We start from the raw sequence: 17,016 nt of genomic DNA on the forward strand, positions 1-17,016 counted from the left end.
TTGAAAGAAAAGCAGTATAAGGTCGCTCGCATGGCATTCTTCAAGAAACTCAAGGAACGGTTGTTCAAATCCTCTTCGAAGCTCGAAGAAGGGCTTGAGGCGATTGTTGAAGATGGCGGTGAAGAGGAAGTTGTCGAAGCGCCTGTTGCAGAAGAAGAAACTGCGCCCGTTGATGTTGACGAACCTGTTGTAGAAGAATCCGCCTCTCCTGAGCCTGAGCCTGAGCCTGAGCCTGAGCCTGAGCCTGAGCCTGAGCCTGAGCCTGAGCCTGAGCCTGAGCCTGAGCCTGAGCCTGAGCCTGAGCCTGAGCCTGAGCCTGAGCCTGAGCCTGAGCCTGAGCCTGAGCCTGAGCCTGAGCCTGAGCCTGAGCCTGAGCCTGAGCCTGAGCCTGAGCCTGAGCCTGAGCCTGAGCCTGAGCCTGAGCCTGAGCCTGAGCCCGAACCCGAACCCGAACCCGAACCCGAACCCGAACCTGTGGACGCATTGGCCGAACGCGTGCCCGAACCTACCGCTAAACCCGGTTTGTTAGGCCGTATGTTCGGGCGTCGCGAGGCGCAGAAGGTGGTTCGCCGCACGGTCGACGATGACATGTTGGAAAGCCTGGAGGTATCTGATGATCACATCAGATATGGGCGTGGACACCGCGATGCGGGTGACGGCCAATATCTCGGAAAGTCATTTCGGCAAGAAGCTGTCGGTCGACGAAATCAAAGCCGTTTTGGCGGGCGAGGTCACGCGGATCATGGAGCCGGTCGCCGTTCCCATGCCGCTTTACGCCAAACGCCCGCAGGTCGTTCTGATCGTCGGCGTAAATGGTGCAGGTAAGACCACGACCATCGGCAAACTTGCCAGTCAGTTTACGGCTGCCGGCAAGAAGGTCGTGATCGCGGCTGGTGATACATTCCGCGCGGCGGCTGTGGAACAGCTGCAGGTCTGGGGCGATCGCGCCGGAGTGCCGGTTCTGACCGCGCCGGAAGGTATCTGACCCTGCATCACTTGCGTTTGACGCCATGACACAGGCCGAAGCGGACGGGGCTGACCTTTTGATGATCGACACTGCGGGGCGTTTGCAAAACCGCACCGATCTGATGGAAGAGCTGGCCAAAATTGTCCGCGTTATCAAGAAGAAGGACGAAACTGCGCCACATAATACGCTTCTTGTACTGGACGCGACGACCGGACAGAACGCTCTGTCGCAGGTGGGCACATTCCAAGAACTGGCCGACGTTTCGGGGCTTGTGATGACCAAACTGGACGGCACCGCAAAGGGCGGTGTTCTGGTGGCACTGGCGGATAAGTTTGCCTTGCCCATCCACGCGATTGGCGTGGGCGAGCAGATTGACGACCTGGCCCCATTTGACCCGGAAGAATTCGCGCGCGCCCTGATCGGCATCTCGGACTGATCCGCGATGAGCGCTTGGCTCACATCGCTTGAGGGCACGCCTGCCGGACACGATCTGGCGCTGGCGCTGGCACTGTTTGCTGCGTTCTTACATGCCTTGTTCGGCGCGCTTCAAAAGGGACGCCACGATCCGTGGCTATCACGCGGTGCAATCGATCTAAGCTACGGCGTAATCGCCGCCCCGTTTGCGCTGTTTGTGGTCCCGTGGCCCGAACCGCATATGTGGCCAATCTTCGGCGTCGTGTTCCTGATCCACGTTGGCTACAAGCTCGCGCAAAGTTACACCTATGTGCCTGTACTTTACACCGTAGTTTACCCCGTGGTGCGCGGCACCGGGCCGCTTTTCGCGGTGATTGGCGCTGGGTATCTGTTCGGAGAGACATTCACCGGCGTGCAATGGATTGGCGTGCTTACCTTGGTTGCGGGGATTTTTGCACTGGCAGCTTACAACCTGCGCCACTGGCCGGTTGGCCGTGACAAACTGAAACCAGCGCTCGCAATGGCAGTTCTGACCGGCGGGTTCGTCGCCGCCTATACCACTTATGACGCCTATGGCATTCGCGCGACCGCTGATCCATTCACCTTTCTGGCATGGTTCTTCTTTATCGACGGCTTCTTCATGCCTGTGATTGCCGGGGTACGTTGGTGGAATATGGCCGAGCGTCCGGCCCTTGGCCCCTTGATGGGGCGTGGTCTGATAGGCGCGTTCGTTGCCTATTTCAGCTTTGGCTCAATCATGTTGGCCACCCGCTTGGACAGCGTGGGCGAGGCGGCGGTGCTGCGCGAAACCTCGACCGTGTTTGCGGCGCTGATTGGCTGGATCGTGCTGGGTGAAAAGGTGGGCCCGCGTCGTCTGACAATGATGGCTTTGATCGCAGCAGGCGCCGTGATAGTGGAACTGGGCGGATGAAGGAGACCCCATGTCTGAGAAACAGGTAAATCCCGCCTTGCGTGGCGCGTTGGAATACGGACCCATCATCCTGTTCTTTGCGGCCTACACATTCCTGAAAGATCAGACCTTTACGGTTTCAGGGACGGAATACTCGGGCTTTGTCGCCGTGACGGCGATGTTCATCCCGGTGTTGGTTTTGTCCACGCTCGCCATGTGGAAGCTGACGGGTCATCTGTCGAAAATGCAGATCGTTACGCTTGTTTTGGTTGTCGGGTTTGGGGGGCTGTCGATCTGGTTCAACGACGAACGCTTCTTCAAGATGAAACCCACGATGATTTATCTGTTGTTCGCGGGTCTTCTTGGCTTCGGTCTTATGCGCGGCGAAAGCTATCTTGAGGCCGTGATGGACAAGGCGCTTCCGTTGGAGCGCGAAGGTTGGATGATCCTGACCAAGCGGCTTGCGTTCTTCTTCTTGGCGCTTGCGTTTGCGAACGAAGCGATTTGGCGCACCATGTCGACAGATGCTTGGGTAAACTTCAAAACCTTCGGCCTGCCACTGGGAACGATTGCGTTTTTCATGACGCAGGCGGGGCTATTCAAGAAATACGGAACCGAAGAAGACGCGGCGGATCAAGGATAAGCTGCGCTTTCAAAGTCAGCGTTTAAACAGCAAATTCTGGGCATCTTTGTCTGTTTGCAAATTGCTCCGTTGGTCTTCGGACACTGCGCGACCGCGTTGAACGGCAGGGCGGGCTGAGAGTTCGTTCAGCCATCTAGTAAGGTTGGGTTTGTCGCTTAAGTCTTGCTGTTGCCCCTCCCAGAGTGATGCCCAACCCCAACACGCCATGTCCGCAATCGAATAGAGATCGCCCGCCAAGTATCGAGCTTCCCCCAAACGCCGATCCATGACGCCATATAGCCGCGCGACTTCGGTACGATAGCGGTCTTTGGCATATGGAAGATCATGCGGCGGATCCATTGCAGGGGCGTATTTCAGGAAATGATGCGCTTGACCCGCCATCGGCCCAAGCCCCCCCATTTGCCACATCAACCACTGGTCCACCGCCACACGGTCGCGTTCGGTCTGACCATAAAACTGCCCGGTTTTGCGCGCGAGATACTGAAGGATTGCACCGCTTTCAAAAACCGAAATCGGTTTCCCATCCGGTCCGTCAGGATTCACGATGGCAGGCATTCGGTTGTTGGGGGCGATTTTCAGGAAATCCGATTCGAACTGGTCGCCGGCTCCGATGTTGACCAGTTTAACCTCATAGGGCAGGGCCATCTCCTCAAGTGCGATCGAGATTTTCCAGCCATTTGGTGTGGGCCAATAATAAAGCTCTATGGGTTTGTTCATCATGTTTCCTTTCGCGTGCCCAAAGGATGGCAGCCTATTGCGAAATGGCAAGCATGCAGTTTTCACGATATGGCGAGCCATTCTTTAGCTGCTCTTGACGCCTTTGTTTGCAGGCGCTAGGGCTGTGTCCGAGGCGATTTGTTCACCGGATTGCGGGCCTCGTTAAACAAGCCGCTAAAGAGGTCAGGGATACGGCGGAGCACATCCGCAATGCATACCCCCGACGCTCGTGATGCGGTGGGGGTTTTTTTGTGCGAAAGGAACGCGCCATGACGAAATGGGGAAAACGGACCGAGGCCGTGCACAGCGGTGTACGTCGCAGCCAATTCGGAGAGCTGTCCGAAGCCATGTTCATGACGCAGGCATTTGCCTATGACAGTGCCGAAGCGGCCGAAGCGCGCTTTATCGAAAGCGGACATGATGAGTTTATCTATGCCCGCTACGGCAACCCAACCAATCGCATGTTTGAAGACCGGATCGCTGCGCTTGAAGGTACAGAAGACGCGTTTGCTTGTGCCTCGGGCATGGCTGCGGTGAATGGTGCGCTGATGGCGCTGACACAAGCCGGTGACCACGTGGTGTCCTCGCGGGCGTTGTTTGGATCGTGCTTGTATGTGCTCGAAGATATTATGGGCCGGTTCGGTGTTGAGATTACATTGGTTGATGGCACAGATAATGCCGCGTGGAACGACGCGATCCGTCCGGACACGAAATTGGTATTCCTTGAGGCGATTTCCAACCCAACCCTGGAAGTGATCGATCTGGATCACGTCGTGAAGCTGGCCCATGCCAATGGGGCGCTGGTTGTGGTGGACAACGCCATGCCGACCCCTGTGTTTTCCTACGCCACAGAGCTAGGTGCCGATCTTGTGGTCTATTCGACCACCAAGCATGTCGACGGGCAGGGGCGGATGCTGGGCGGTGCGATTTGTGGCTCGCGTGAGTTGATCCGTGGCCCGATTGAAACTTACGTGAAACACACCGGTGGGGCGATCAATCCATTTGCCGCATGGACGCACCTGAAGGCACTGGAAACGCTTGATCTGCGTGTGCGTGCGCAGGCTGATGCTGCCATGAAAGTGGCTGAAGCCTTGGCAGAGCACCCAAAACTGTCCCGTATGAGTTACCCGCAGCACCCGTCGCATCCACAACATGAAGCGTCTCCATGCAGCAGTCGCCGTCGGGCGGCACCGTGCTGGCGATTGAGGTGAAGGGTGGGAAAGAGGCGTGCTTCCGCTTCCTTAATGCGCTTGAGATATTCATTATCTCAAACAACTTTGCCGATGCGAAATCCATCGCCACTCATCCTGCCACAACAACCCACCAACGACTGCCTCAGGAACAGAAGGACATGTTGGGCATTTCCGATGGTCTGGTGCGTTTGTCGATAGGGTTGGAAGACGTGGAAGACCTGATCTCGGACCTGATGAACGGCTTGGACGCGGCCTGATCTGTCGCATTCTGTCCTTCGCGTTTGGCGTTTATATGCCAAATGAATATGCTATAGGCATGCGAAAGCAGGATCGGAGGGTTCAACATGAACCAGATGAAGCGCAAGAGTGGGGATGCAGTGGGCAAGTCTGAGGCACAGGATGCCCTTGAAGTCCTGCGCAACTGGGCGACCACCGCGGACCCGGTCGAGGTTGCAGCGCTGGATCCAGCGATCGCACGACTTTTGCCGTCTGCGGATTTGCCGAACTATCCTGATCTTAGCCGCAACTATCCCAGCGATTTTTCCCCCGATGCAGACTACAAGGCGTCCATGCCGGATCTACAAAATGGCCCTGCCAGTCTGATCCAAGGGGCAAAGCGCCACATCCAGCACGTGGGTATTTCGAACTTTCGCTTGCCACTTCGCTTTCATACTCGCGATGGATCGGACGTGACGCTAGAGACGTCGGTTACCGGATCAGTCAGCCTTGAGGCCGGCAAAAAGGGCATCAACATGTCGCGCATCATGCGCAGTTTTTATGCCCACGCCGAAAAGACCTTCAGCTTTGACGTGATCGAGGCAGCTCTGGACGATTATAAAACTGATCTGGAAAGCTTGGACGCCCGCATTGAAATGCGTTTTTCCTACCCTGCGCGGGTGGAAAGCCTGCGGTCAGGCCTGTCCGGCTATCAGTATTACGACATTGCGCTTGAATTGGTCGAGCATCGCGGCAAGCGGCGAAAGTTCATGCATCTGGACTATGTCTACAGCTCGACCTGCCCATGTTCGCTTGAGCTGTCAGAGCATGCCCGCCAGATGCGAGGCCAGCTGGCCACACCGCATTCGCAACGCTCGGTCGCACGGATTTCGGTTGAGAAGATTTATCAGCCCTCGGGCACGCTTTGGTTTGAAGATTTGATTGATCTGTGCCGCGTCGCGGTGCCGACCGAAACACAGGTGATGGTCAAACGCGAGGATGAACAGGCCTTTGCTGAACTGAACGCTGCCAACCCGATATTTGTCGAAGACGCTGCGCGTTTGTTCTGCGAGCAATTGCAGCTGGATGATCGGATCGGAGATTTCCGTATCGTTGCCAGTCATCAGGAAAGCCTGCACAGCCACGACGCAGTGTCGATCCTGATCGAAGGCGACACGTTCGAAGCAGAAAGCCTTGATCCCAAGCTGTTTTCGACCCTGTTTCATGTGGGCTAATGGGTGACACTGCGCGGCGACAAAGCACGCTGATGCTTGACACTCTGCGCGCGTAAAGCCAACCCTGCGCCCATGTTGGACCTGCGACCAGTCATCTATGTTATCGGGCTTCTTGTCGCCGTTTTGGGCGCTACGATGCTGATTCCGGTTGCGGTTGACCTGTACGACAACAATCCCGATTGGAAGGTGTTCCTTCAAAGCGCGATTGTGACCATGCTGATTGGTGGCTCGATGGCTTTGGCCACCGCAAACGGGGTCGGTAAAGGGCTGACAATTCAGCAAACCTTCCTTTTGACCACCGGTGTATGGGTTGCATTGCCCATTTTTGGAGCAATCCCATTTCTGTTGGCCGAAATTGACGCCCGCCCTGTCGACGCGTTCTTCGAAGCCATGTCAGGTCTGACCACAACAGGGTCTACGGTGTTGTCTGGACTGGATGAAATGCCCAAGGGGCTTTTGTTCTGGCGTGGGCTGTTGCAGTGGTTCGGAGGCATCGGGATCATTGTTGTCGCCATGGTTTTCCTGCCAGAGCTGCGTGTTGGCGGTATGCAGATTTTCCGATCCGAAGGCTTTGATACATTTGGGAAAATCCTTCCCCGAGCGACCGAGATTTCGTCCCGCATTTCGGTGATCTATTTCACTCTGACGGCGCTTTGCGCGATGTCATATTTTGCGTTGGGGATGAACTTTTTCGACGCCGTCACCCATGCGATGACCACAATCGCAACGGGAGGCTATTCCAACTACGACGCGTCTTTTGGAGCGTTCGGGCCAGGGCCGGAATATGCCGCGGTGGTGTTCATGCTGCTGGCCGCTTTGCCATTCGTGCGTTACGTGCAGATCCTTCAGGGCACAGCGCGCCCATTGTTGCATGACCCGCAAGTGCGCGCATTCTTCATGACGCTGGTGGTTATTGTTCTGATCATGGCGCTGTGGCGCTGGCTGGCTGCCGGGCAGTTCAGCGAAGAGGCTCTGCGTAAAACGCTGTTCAATCTAACCTCAATCCTGACGGGCACAGGATATGCGTCAACGGACTACATGACTTGGGGTGGGTTTCCCGTGGTGATGTTCTTCTTTGTCGGCCTGATTGGTGGCTGCGCTGGGTCGACCGCCTGTTCGATCAAAGTTTTCCGCTATCAGCTGCTGCTGTCTTCTATCAAAGCGCAGATCCAATCGATTTATTCGCCACACGGGATCTTCACACCGCGATATGGCGGTCGCCGGGTGGATGACGACGTCTTGTCCTCGGTTATGGGTTTTTTCGTGTTCTTTGTTGTGACATTGGGCGCGACCGCGGTGTTGTTGGGTCTGACCGGGCTGGACTTTACCACGTCTTTGTCCGGGGCAGCGGCCGCCCTTGCAAATATTGGTCCTGGCTTGGGCGATCTGATTGGGCCGTCAGGAAACTTTGCTGGTCTCAGCGACACGGCAAAATGGATCTTGATTGTCGCGATGCTTATCGGACGATTGGAGCTTTTGGCGGTGTTCGTCTTGTTCACCGTGACCTTCTGGCGCGGGTAAGCGCGATCTGAATGAAAGAAAGGCTCGGACCTTTCGATCCGAGCCTTTCTGAGTTCACACTGCTGTCTGCGTTGTTATTTCCAGCAGCTCACCAGAACCGTCATGTCCGCAGCCTTGGTGTTCAGCTCAACCGGGTCAATCGACGCGACGCTATCTGTCGTGCTGGTCGTAACGCCATTATTGCTCAGAAACTCGGATACTTTAGCTGCATCCATCGCAAAGCTGGTGTCGGAGGGAAGAGAACGTCCGTTGGTTCCACCAGCTGGCAACAGCATACCCATCACAGATCCGCCAGCATCCAGCACTGGTCCGCCAGCATCGCCGGGCAGGGCGGTCAGGGTCAGCCGTGAAAGCTCGGTCTCGCCATTCAAGCCCGCCAGTTCTGACAGCGTGCCGAAAGTAAGGCTGGGTGCACTTAGTCGCCCTTCGTAGGAAAATCCAGCAACGGCCACATCCGATTTCAAGCGCGGATCTGATGTTAGGAATGAAGCAAACGAAATGGGTGCTTGGGCCGTGGCGGGTTCCAGCAGAGCAAGGCCAAGTGTGTCTTCAATGGCAACAACATTTGCATCAAACTCGTCATTGATGGAAATGCGCGCGCAAGACTGGACGGCCTCGGACGTTGTTAGGATGCGCCCAGAATCATCAACATAGAACCCTGATCGGGATAGGTCAGGGGTGCGGATTTCCAGCCCGGACAATAGATCCAAGCTTTGTGTAGATGCATCAAGTCCCGCATCGTCGGACAAGGCTTGCGGTCCCAATGATGCGAAGCTGGCTTTCATATCACCAAGCGCCAAGTTACGCCGTTTGTCATCGCCCTTGGGCCAAACAAGAGTGAACCCTTTCACGGTGCCATCCACCAGTTTGACCTGAGTGAACGACGTAATCTGGTTGTCCTCGCCTTCGATGGTGAAACCGTTCTTTCCACGTTCGCGCGGACCCTCGGTCGGGACGATCTCAAGTGTTTGCAGAATGTCGTACAGTCCATAGAGCGTGTTTTGATCACCCGTTTGGCTGATCATCACAAGTTTCACACCGCTGTCGCCCTTGGTCTTGAAGTGGATGAACGGGGCTTCATAGCGATCAAATTCCACCATCGCAGCTGGAATGGCCATCGATAGACCTGCGCCAAGATCCTCGTATGCTGACATACCAAGTGCATCCAAAACGGATTGGTAATTGTCCAACAGGGCAGCGCGCTGACGGGTGGTCAGAACGCCAGTTGGTTCGTACCCGTAGTCACCCTGCCAAGTTGCCATTGACCGGCGGGTGCCTGCCCCAAACGCACCATCAATCGACGAGGTGTAGTAGCCTTCCCACTTCAATGCGACCTGAAGCGCTTTTCGTGCGTCACGGTCCAACTGACGTTCGCCGGCCAGCGCCTCGCGCTTTGTTTCTTCTTGAATCAGTTCGACAACAGGTTCTGTCGTCGTAGCTGGCGTCGTTGTCTCCGCTTGAACCTCGGGCTGAGGCTCGGGCAGCGGAGTTGGTGCTTCAGGTGTTTCGATCGGGGGTGCCGTCAGAGTGCTTTCCCCAATGGGCCAATACTGCTGGCGAAGCTGCCTTGAGAACGCAATGAAGCTGTCTTGTGGAATAAGACCGGCGCTTTTGAGGTTACGCAGTTGCACGTCGGCAGCCTTCGGAGTGTAGGGTCCAAGGACGATGGCATACCAGTTTCCACCGATGCGAAAACCGCTGACCCCCTCAAGTCGCTTGGAGTAGCGGCGTGCGCTTGCCTCGGCTTCTCGCAGCGATGGTTGGGCTTCGACCTGAATCCAGCGCACCGATTGTGAATTGGTTGATTGCTGTGCAACGGCGGGTTGGGCAGCAACAATGGCCACCACACTGGTTGCAGCAATGGTGGTCACACAGGGAAGAAGGCCAGTGGCTAATGCAAGGGCAAATTGTTTGGTCATAGATCCTCTTAGCCAATAGGCGAAATGGGCTGAATTTCGCGCAAGTAACACACCGGCCCCCGATAAGGTCAACATCAGCATGCCGCCTTTCGGAAATTTCTCGGGAAAACGGCGGGTTTTCCCAACCCTTGAGCCTGTTTCCCGCGTTGACCCTGTCCGGGCCAGCGCCTATTGAGTGGCAACCTTTGCATAAACCAGTTCAGGGCAGCGCCATGGCCACGACCAAGACCAAACCTCAGTGCTTTCAGGAAATCATCCTGCGGCTTCAGAATTACTGGGCTGAAAAGGGCTGTGCTGTGATGCAACCCTATGACCTTGAGGTCGGTGCGGGCACCTTTCACCCGGCTACAACTTTGCGGTCGCTGGGGTCAAAGCCTTGGGCAGCAGCTTATGTGCAGCCTTCACGCCGCCCCACCGATGGGCGGTATGGTGAAAACCCGAACCGGTTGCAGCACTATTATCAGTATCAGGTGCTTATCAAACCCAGCCCGCCCAACTTGCAAGAGCTGTACCTAGGCTCGCTTGAAGCCATTGGCATCGACATGGATATGCACGACATCCGGTTTGTCGAGGATGACTGGGAAAGCCCCACGCTTGGTGCTTGGGGACTGGGCTGGGAAGTCTGGTGCGACGGTATGGAAGTCAGTCAGTTCACCTATTTCCAGCAAGTTGGCGGGCATGACTGCAAGCCCGTTTCAGGAGAGCTGACTTACGGGCTGGAACGACTGGCCATGTATATCCTGGGCGTCGACCACGTGATGGATATGCCTTTCAACGCACCGGATGCGTTGATCCCAATGACCTATGGTGATGTGTTCAAACAGACCGAGGAAGAATACGCCCGCTGGAACTTTGATGTTGCTAACACCGAAGTTCTGTTGCGCCATTTCGAAGAAGCCGAGGCCGAATGCCGCGCGATTTTGGACCAAGACCATGTGGACCCCAAAACAGGCAAGCGCATCGTGATGGTTCATCCCGCCTATGATCAATGCATCAAGGCATCGCACCTGTTCAACCTTCTGGATGCACGCGGCGTGATCTCGGTCACCGAACGGCAGGCCTATATCGGTCGTGTGCGTACGCTCTCAAAGCTGTGCGCGGATGCGTTTATCCAAACGACGGCGGGTGGCTGGACTTCTGATGGGGACGCAGCGTGAGCGGCCGTCTGGTAGGGAGTTTTATCGTGGGAATTGCCCTTATTGCAGGTGTAGCGATCTATTGGTTGCAGCTTTACGCCTTTTACGACGAAGTCTCGGCCGAGGATGGAGTACCGCATGACCAATCTGGTCACCGGCCAGCCTGAAATCGTAGTCTATGACGGCTTTCAAGGGATCGATGCGGACAGTTCGCCTTTGCGCTATCGCGGGTGTTTCACCACAACGATGAGCCTTGCAATGCTGACCGAGACGTTCGAGCTTTACGAAGAAGCCACCCCACTGACTGCGCCCGGCTGGTTCGACTGTTTTGATGCTGTCGCCATTGGGGCTGCGCTGGAACAGGGTGAAGCGCTGGCTTTTATGGGTGAACGCGATATCCGTGATGGGGTCGACCGCGTCGTCGCCATCTTCCCTGATGGCCGGGGTTTCGTCTGGCATCAGTTGAACGAAAAATATAGCGAGTAAGCGATATGCCTGACCTGCTGATTGAACTCTTTTCCGAAGAAATCCCAGCCCGCATGCAAGCGCGTGCCGCTGAGGATCTGAAAAAGCTGGTAACCGATGGTTTGGTGGAAGCTGGCCTGACTTATGCAGGTGCGGCCGCCTTGTCGACCCCGCGCCGTCTGACGCTGGCTGTTGAAGGGCTGTTGGACCAGTCCCCCGACACGCGCGAAGAACGCAAAGGCCCCAAGGTGGGCGCGCCGGATAAGGCGATCGAGGGCTTTCTGCGTGGTGCAGGTATCACCCGTGATCAGCTGGTAGAACGCGACACCCCAAAGGGCGCGATTTACTTCGCCACGATCGAGAAACAGGGGCGTCCTGCGGCGGATATCATTGCCGAGGTACTTGAGAATGCGATCCGCAATTTCCCATGGCCGAAATCGATGCGCTGGGGCTCTGGCAGCCTGCGTTGGGTACGTCCGCTGCACTCGATCCTTTGCATTTTGACGGATGAAGCGGGAACCAACGTGGTTCCTGTTGATGTGGATGGGATCACATCGGGTGATAGCACCGAAGGTCATCGTTTCATGGCGCCGGGCCGCTTTACCGTTACCGGCTTTGCCGACTACGAAGCCAAGTTGAAGACCGCGAAGGTGATCCTGTCTCCGGCTGAACGGGCCGATTACATTTGGGCCGAAGCGCAAAATGCAGCCTTTGCCCAAGGGCTTGAAATCGTCGAAGACAAAGGCCTGCTGGCCGAGGTCGCCGGACTTGTCGAATGGCCCGTCGTGCTGATGGGCGACATTGCCGAGGACTTCATCCACCTGCCGCCGGAAGTGCTGCAAAGCTCGATGCGTGAGCACCAGAAGTTCTTTTCCGTGAAGAACCCGAAAACGGATCGGATTGAGAAGTTTATTACCGTCGCAAACCGCGAAACGGTTGATTACGGTGCCACCATCCTTGCAGGGAACCAAAAGGTGCTTTTTGCCCGCTTGGCAGACGCCAAGTTCTTCTGGGAAAATGATATTCGCGTTGCGGAAGCAGGCGGGAAACCCTGGCTTGAGAGCCTTGCAAACGTGACCTTCCACAACAAGCTCGGCACGCAAGCCGAACGCATAGACCGCATTGCCGCGATGACCCGCGCGATCGCGCCCTCAATCGGTGCGGATGCTGATCTGGCTGATCAGGCTGCGCGTTGGGCCAAGGCCGATCTAAGTTCAGAAATGGTATACGAGTTCCCGGAACTTCAGGGTCTTATGGGCAAATACTACGCCGCACCTGCTGGCTACCCCGTAGAAGTGGCAGATGCTGCGCTTGCGCACTATTCGCCGCTGGGACCGTCTGATGATGTGCCGTCTGCGCCAGTGTCAGTTGCTGTTGCGATGGCAGATAAGCTTGATACGCTGACGGGCTTTTGGGCGATTGATGAAAAGCCGACCGGATCAAAAGACCCATTTGCTTTGCGCCGCGCCGCGCTGGGCGTGATCCGTCTGGTTCTGGAAAATGATTTGCGCGTCGGGTTGGATCAACTGTTCGATGCCCAGCTTTTGCGTCACGAGATTGAGCTGAACGAAAACGGCGACGTTCGTGCGGCTCTGTTGCGTGATCTGGACAATGAGATTGCGGATCACGGCGTATTTGGTGCGGCCATCCGCACAGTTCTGGATCACTTCGATGGGATCTGTCCAAGCACCTCGAAGGGGTGAAGGCCAGTTTGCCCGACACATCCAGCGATCTGCTTGGGTTCTTCCATGACCGCTTGAAGGTCTATCTGCGTGACAAAGGCGTGCGACACGACGTGATTGACGCTTGCCTAGCAATGCCGGGCAATGACGACCTGACACTTTTGGTTAAACGGGCAGAAGCGCTGGCCGCGTTCTTGTCGACGGAAGACGGTGAGAACCTGATCCAAGGCGTAAAGCGTGCCACCAATATCTTGGCTCAGGCCGAAGAAAAGGATGGGGTTGAATACTCCTATGGTGCGGATGTGAAATTTGCTGAAGACGACAGCGAAAAAGCGCTGTTCGCAGCACTTGATACTGCCGAGGCAGCTATTTCGCCTGCAATGGAAGCCGAAGACTTCGCTGCCGCGATGACTGCCATGGCCGCCCTGCGCGCGCCGATTGATGCCTTCTTTGAAGCCGTTCAGATTAATACGGACAATCAGATACCTACGCCGCAACCGCCTGAACCTTCTATCGCGTATTCGCGTGACATGTGCCGGAGTGGCAGATCTGTCAAAGATCGACGGCTGATCAGAGCTTCAACTTGCCAAGGCAAGCTAGACCTTGTGTAGCGCGCTTTGCGCGTTATTGTGATGGTCGAAAGGCGGTGCTGCAGTGCAGAAAGAAGTTTCATCTGGCTTTGTCGAAATCACGCCGACGGCTGATATTGATACCAAACGTCATGGCGGGCGGGCCAAGTGCCTTCAACGCCTGATCCGGCTGGAAATGCCGGTACCTCGGACGATTGCGCTGGATTTTGGTGCTGTGCACGGCGTTTCAGCCGGCGATATGCCGGACCTGGATCAGATGTTGGCCCTTTTCGGGTCTGAGCCGCTTGTGTCCGTACGACCTTCGTCTGAGGATCCGGATTGGGGTGGCCCCGGCGCCATACTGAACATCGGGATGAACGATGTGGTACATGCCAAATTGTGCAAGACGCATGGTGAAACCGCTGCAAACGCGCTTTATCTACGGTTCATTCAATCCTATGCGGTCAATGTTGGCCGGCTTGATCCTGATGAATTCGAAATCTTCTCTTCTCCGACCGCTGATGCGCTTCAGGCGGCACTGGCGTTGTATGAAGAAGAAACTGACGAGTATTTCCCCCAAGACCCTAAGGAACAACTGGCCGAGATTTTGCGATCCATGGCACGGGCGTGGGAAGGCACAACGGCACGGCTGTTACGGCAAGCCAAAGGCGCACCAGCGGATGCGGGTCTGGGCTTGGTTGTGCAAAAGATGGTTCTTGGCGTCGGCCAAGGAATTCTGCGGCTCAGGCGTAATTCAGTTTGTCAGCGGCGTGACCGGGCACCGCGAAATTCGTGGTCGCTACTTATGTAAAAGTCAGGGACGTGACGCGCTGACCGAAGCTGATGATCGGGACGTCATGTATTTGACCAAAGACCAGCGCGGTCGTTCAATCGAAGAAGTGCTGCCTGAAAACTTCGCCGATCTTCTGCGCTATGGAGAATCTGTGTCGGACACGTTTGCGCGAAGAGATGGAGATCGAGTTTACGATCGAAAATGATGAGCTGTTTATTCTGGATGCCGTGCGTGTTGCGCGGGCTGAACGCGCCAATGTGCGCATCGCCGTGAGCCTAGCCAAAGACGAAGTCATCTCGCGCGAAGAAGCTGTTTTGCGCATACCACCGCGCGCGCTGGCAGAGCTGCTGCACAGTCAAATTGATCCTGAAGGTACGCGTGATGCGTTTTCACATGGGATTGCGGCAAGCCCCGGCGCTGCGACAGGGAAGATTGTTTTTAATGCAAGGGCGGCACAAGCGATGGCCGCACAGGGGGAGGACTGCATTCTTGTGCGGCGTGAAACCTCTCCCGAAGATATTCGCGGGATGCATGCCGCTAAGGGCATTTTGACCATTCGCGGTGGGATCACTAGCCATGCTGCCGTGATCGCGCGGGGTCTTGGCCTGCCATGCGTCGTCGGGGCAGGGAATCTGATGCTCGACAAGAAAAAAGGGAAGATGAAAGCCACCGATGGGCGCGAGTTCAGCGAAGGTGATGTGATCTCGGTTGACGGATCGGTTGGTGAGGCACTGGTTGGTGCGGTCGACATGCTACCTCCTGAGCTTGGCGAGAGTTTTCAAACGCTTATGACATGGGCAGATGCATTTCGTGATATCGGTGTGCGCGCCAATGCCGATACGCCACCGGATGCGCGCAATGCCCGAATGTTTGCGGCCGAAGGGATTGGGCTTTGCCGGACCGAGCATATGTTCATTGACGATGACCGCCTGTTGGCCATGCGCGAGATGATCTTTGCTGACCATGCCGAAGATCGACGCGCCGCATTGGAGCGGTTATTGCCCATGCAGCGGGCAGATTTTACCGATCTGTTCGAGATCATGCAGGGACAGCCCGTTTGTATTCGATTGTTCGACCCACCCTTGCACGAGTTCTTGCCTCATGGCCGTGAAGGTCTGCGAGAACTGGCAGAGGCCTTGGATTTGCCGCTGCGTGACGTAGAACGCCGAGTGGCCGGGCTGCGCGAATTCAACCCGATGTTGGGGATGCGGGGCGTTCGGCTGGGCATCACCGTGCCAGAAATCTATGACATGCAAGCGCGCGCCATTTTTGAGGCGACAATTGATGCGTCCAATTCCGGCGCGCCAATCGTGCCTGAAATCATGATCCCCTTGGTATCGGCCAAGCGTGAAGTTGAGATTGTAAAAGCCCGAATTGATGCGGTTGCTGCGGCAGTTCGCATCGAACGCAGTGCCGAATTTGATTATCGGCTGGGGGTCATGGTCGAAACACCCCGGGCCGCCTTGCGCGCGGGTGAAATTGCCCAACATGCGTCCTTTATGTCCTTTGGGACAAACGATTTGACCCAGATGACTTATGGATTGTCGCGTGATGACGCGGGGCGCTTTATGGGAGAATACGTAGCACAAGGGGTTTATGAAGAAGACCCGTTCCACATGCTGGACGCTGATGGTGTGGGCGAGCTTCTGCAAATCGGGGCTGAACGCGGACGCAGCGAAAACTCTGACCTCACTCTGTCAATTTGTGGTGAGCATGGAGGCAATCCCGAAAGCATCCGCTTCTGTCGTGATGCCGGGTTCGACTATGTCTCATGTTCTCCGTTCCGGGTGCCTATCGCCCGACTCGCAGCTGCACATTTGGCCCTTATATCTCCACGGCCAGGCAACGGGTCAAAGGCTCAGGACTAGACGCAGTACGCGTAATCGCATAGGACTCCCGGCGCAGTTCTAGGGAAGTTTGTTCGATGCGTATCAAGTGTAAATTTCAGTTCGTCGCAGTTGTTGTCGCTTTCATGGGTGCTTTTTCACCTGTTTTGGCGTCAGAAACTGATACGTCAGTTAACCCCTTCGGAGCCGCGCTTTTGCAAGAACATAGCGGACTTGGCGCAATGGGAGGCGAGAAGCTTTCGGCCATCTCTGTTCTGCCAAAAGCGTCCGAAGTCTCTAAAGCAGCGCCCAAAGGATTTGCACGGACGGTTGCTTGGCTTTCGGCGCAACCTTCCCCTAAGCAAGACGCCGAATGGAACTGCTTGACCGAAGCGCTATATTTCGAAGCCCGCGGCGAAACAGTGCAGGGTCAATTCGCCGTTGCAGAAGTGATCCTGAACCGCGTCGCTCACTCACGGTTCCCAAACTCGATCTGCGGAGTAATTCATCAAGGAACCGGCAAAAAATATGCCTGTCAATTCACCTACACCTGTGATGGACGTGAAGAAGTCGTCAATGAAGCAGCCATTCACGATCGGTTGGGACGTATCGCAAGGGCGATGATCGATGGGGCCCCTCGTGACTTGACCCATGGGGCAACACACTACCACACCACTGCAGTCACGCCTCGCTGGGCAAGCCGGTTTCAAAGAACGGCGTCGATAGGAGTGCATCGCTTCTATCGGATGCCCGGCTAAAGACGCAAGAACACGCCCGCTTGTCGCTTTGGACTGGCGTTCAGGGATGGGT

Annotated in this window: 8 protein-coding genes, 6 pseudogenes and 1 riboswitch; of the genes and pseudogenes, 12 read left to right on the forward strand and 2 right to left on the reverse strand. The window is 56.0% G+C overall.

All coding sequences use genetic code 11. The features are described 5' to 3' along the window. The first annotated feature begins 30 nt into the window (after positions 1-30). From ftsY to AC0L6A_RS04950, 3 genes and pseudogenes are all read left to right on the forward strand, one after another. A pseudogene (gene ftsY, locus AC0L6A_RS04940) lies at positions 31-1,403 on the forward strand (signal recognition particle-docking protein FtsY). A 6-nt stretch (positions 1,404-1,409) separates the two neighbouring features. After that, entirely contained in the window at positions 1,410-2,312 is a 903-nt protein-coding gene (locus AC0L6A_RS04945) for an EamA family transporter (RefSeq protein WP_473292582.1), read from the forward strand. Between the two features lie 10 nt (positions 2,313-2,322). Continuing rightward, positions 2,323-2,934 carry an inner membrane-spanning protein YciB gene (locus tag AC0L6A_RS04950; RefSeq protein WP_473292584.1) on the forward strand — a complete coding sequence of 204 codons (612 nt, stop codon included), beginning with the start codon at positions 2,323-2,325 and terminating at the stop codon, positions 2,932-2,934. A gap of 15 nt (positions 2,935-2,949) precedes the next feature. On the opposite strand, the gene AC0L6A_RS04955 is transcribed toward AC0L6A_RS04950, so the two are convergent. After that, a complete protein-coding gene (locus tag AC0L6A_RS04955; RefSeq protein ID WP_473293383.1) occupies positions 2,950-3,651 on the reverse strand; it encodes a glutathione S-transferase N-terminal domain-containing protein in 702 nt (233 codons plus the stop codon). Between the two features lie 120 nt (positions 3,652-3,771). After that, positions 3,772-3,850, forward strand: a riboswitch (SAM riboswitch). A 70-nt stretch (positions 3,851-3,920) separates the two neighbouring features. On the opposite strand from AC0L6A_RS04955, the pseudogene AC0L6A_RS04960 reads away from it, so the two are divergent. From AC0L6A_RS04960 to AC0L6A_RS04970, 3 genes and pseudogenes are all read left to right on the forward strand, one after another. Then, positions 3,921-5,101, forward strand: a pseudogene (locus tag AC0L6A_RS04960) (aminotransferase class I/II-fold pyridoxal phosphate-dependent enzyme). Positions 5,102-5,188: 87 nt separating this feature from the next. After that, complete coding sequence (folE2, locus tag AC0L6A_RS04965) at positions 5,189-6,295, forward strand: GTP cyclohydrolase FolE2 (RefSeq protein WP_473292585.1); 1,107 nt, start codon at positions 5,189-5,191, stop codon at positions 6,293-6,295. A 72-nt stretch (positions 6,296-6,367) separates the two neighbouring features. Then, entirely contained in the window at positions 6,368-7,816 is a 1,449-nt protein-coding gene (locus AC0L6A_RS04970) for a TrkH family potassium uptake protein (RefSeq protein ID WP_473292587.1), read from the forward strand. A 74-nt stretch (positions 7,817-7,890) separates the two neighbouring features. Here the strand turns inward: AC0L6A_RS04970 and AC0L6A_RS04975 are convergent, their stop codons facing one another. Then, positions 7,891-9,735: a trypsin-like peptidase domain-containing protein gene (locus tag AC0L6A_RS04975; RefSeq protein WP_473292588.1), complete on the reverse strand. Its 1,845-nt coding sequence runs from the start codon at positions 9,733-9,735 to the stop codon at positions 7,891-7,893. Between the two features lie 212 nt (positions 9,736-9,947). On the opposite strand from AC0L6A_RS04975, the gene AC0L6A_RS04980 reads away from it, so the two are divergent. From AC0L6A_RS04980 to AC0L6A_RS05005, 6 genes and pseudogenes are all read left to right on the forward strand, one after another. Next, positions 9,948-10,892, forward strand: coding sequence for a glycine--tRNA ligase subunit alpha (locus AC0L6A_RS04980; protein ID WP_473292590.1), 945 nt, complete (start codon positions 9,948-9,950; stop codon positions 10,890-10,892). Further along, a pseudogene (locus AC0L6A_RS04985) lies at positions 10,889-11,357 on the forward strand (DUF6446 family protein). Before AC0L6A_RS04980 ends, AC0L6A_RS04985 begins: the two are co-directional and overlap by 4 nt. Positions 11,358-11,362: 5 nt before the next feature. Further along, positions 11,363-12,868 (forward strand): annotated as a pseudogene (gene glyS, locus AC0L6A_RS04990) (glycine--tRNA ligase subunit beta); the annotation flags it as partial. A gap of 191 nt (positions 12,869-13,059) precedes the next feature. Then, positions 13,060-13,588, forward strand: a pseudogene (locus AC0L6A_RS04995) (DALR anticodon-binding domain-containing protein); the annotation flags it as partial. A gap of 84 nt (positions 13,589-13,672) precedes the next feature. Then, positions 13,673-16,248 (forward strand): annotated as a pseudogene (locus tag AC0L6A_RS05000) (putative PEP-binding protein). A 56-nt stretch (positions 16,249-16,304) separates the two neighbouring features. Next, positions 16,305-16,964: a cell wall hydrolase gene (locus AC0L6A_RS05005; RefSeq protein WP_473292591.1), complete on the forward strand. Its 660-nt coding sequence runs from the start codon at positions 16,305-16,307 to the stop codon at positions 16,962-16,964. Positions 16,965-17,016 lie beyond the last annotated feature (52 nt).

It is taken from the genome of Aliiroseovarius sp. D2-2, assembly GCF_055809455.1.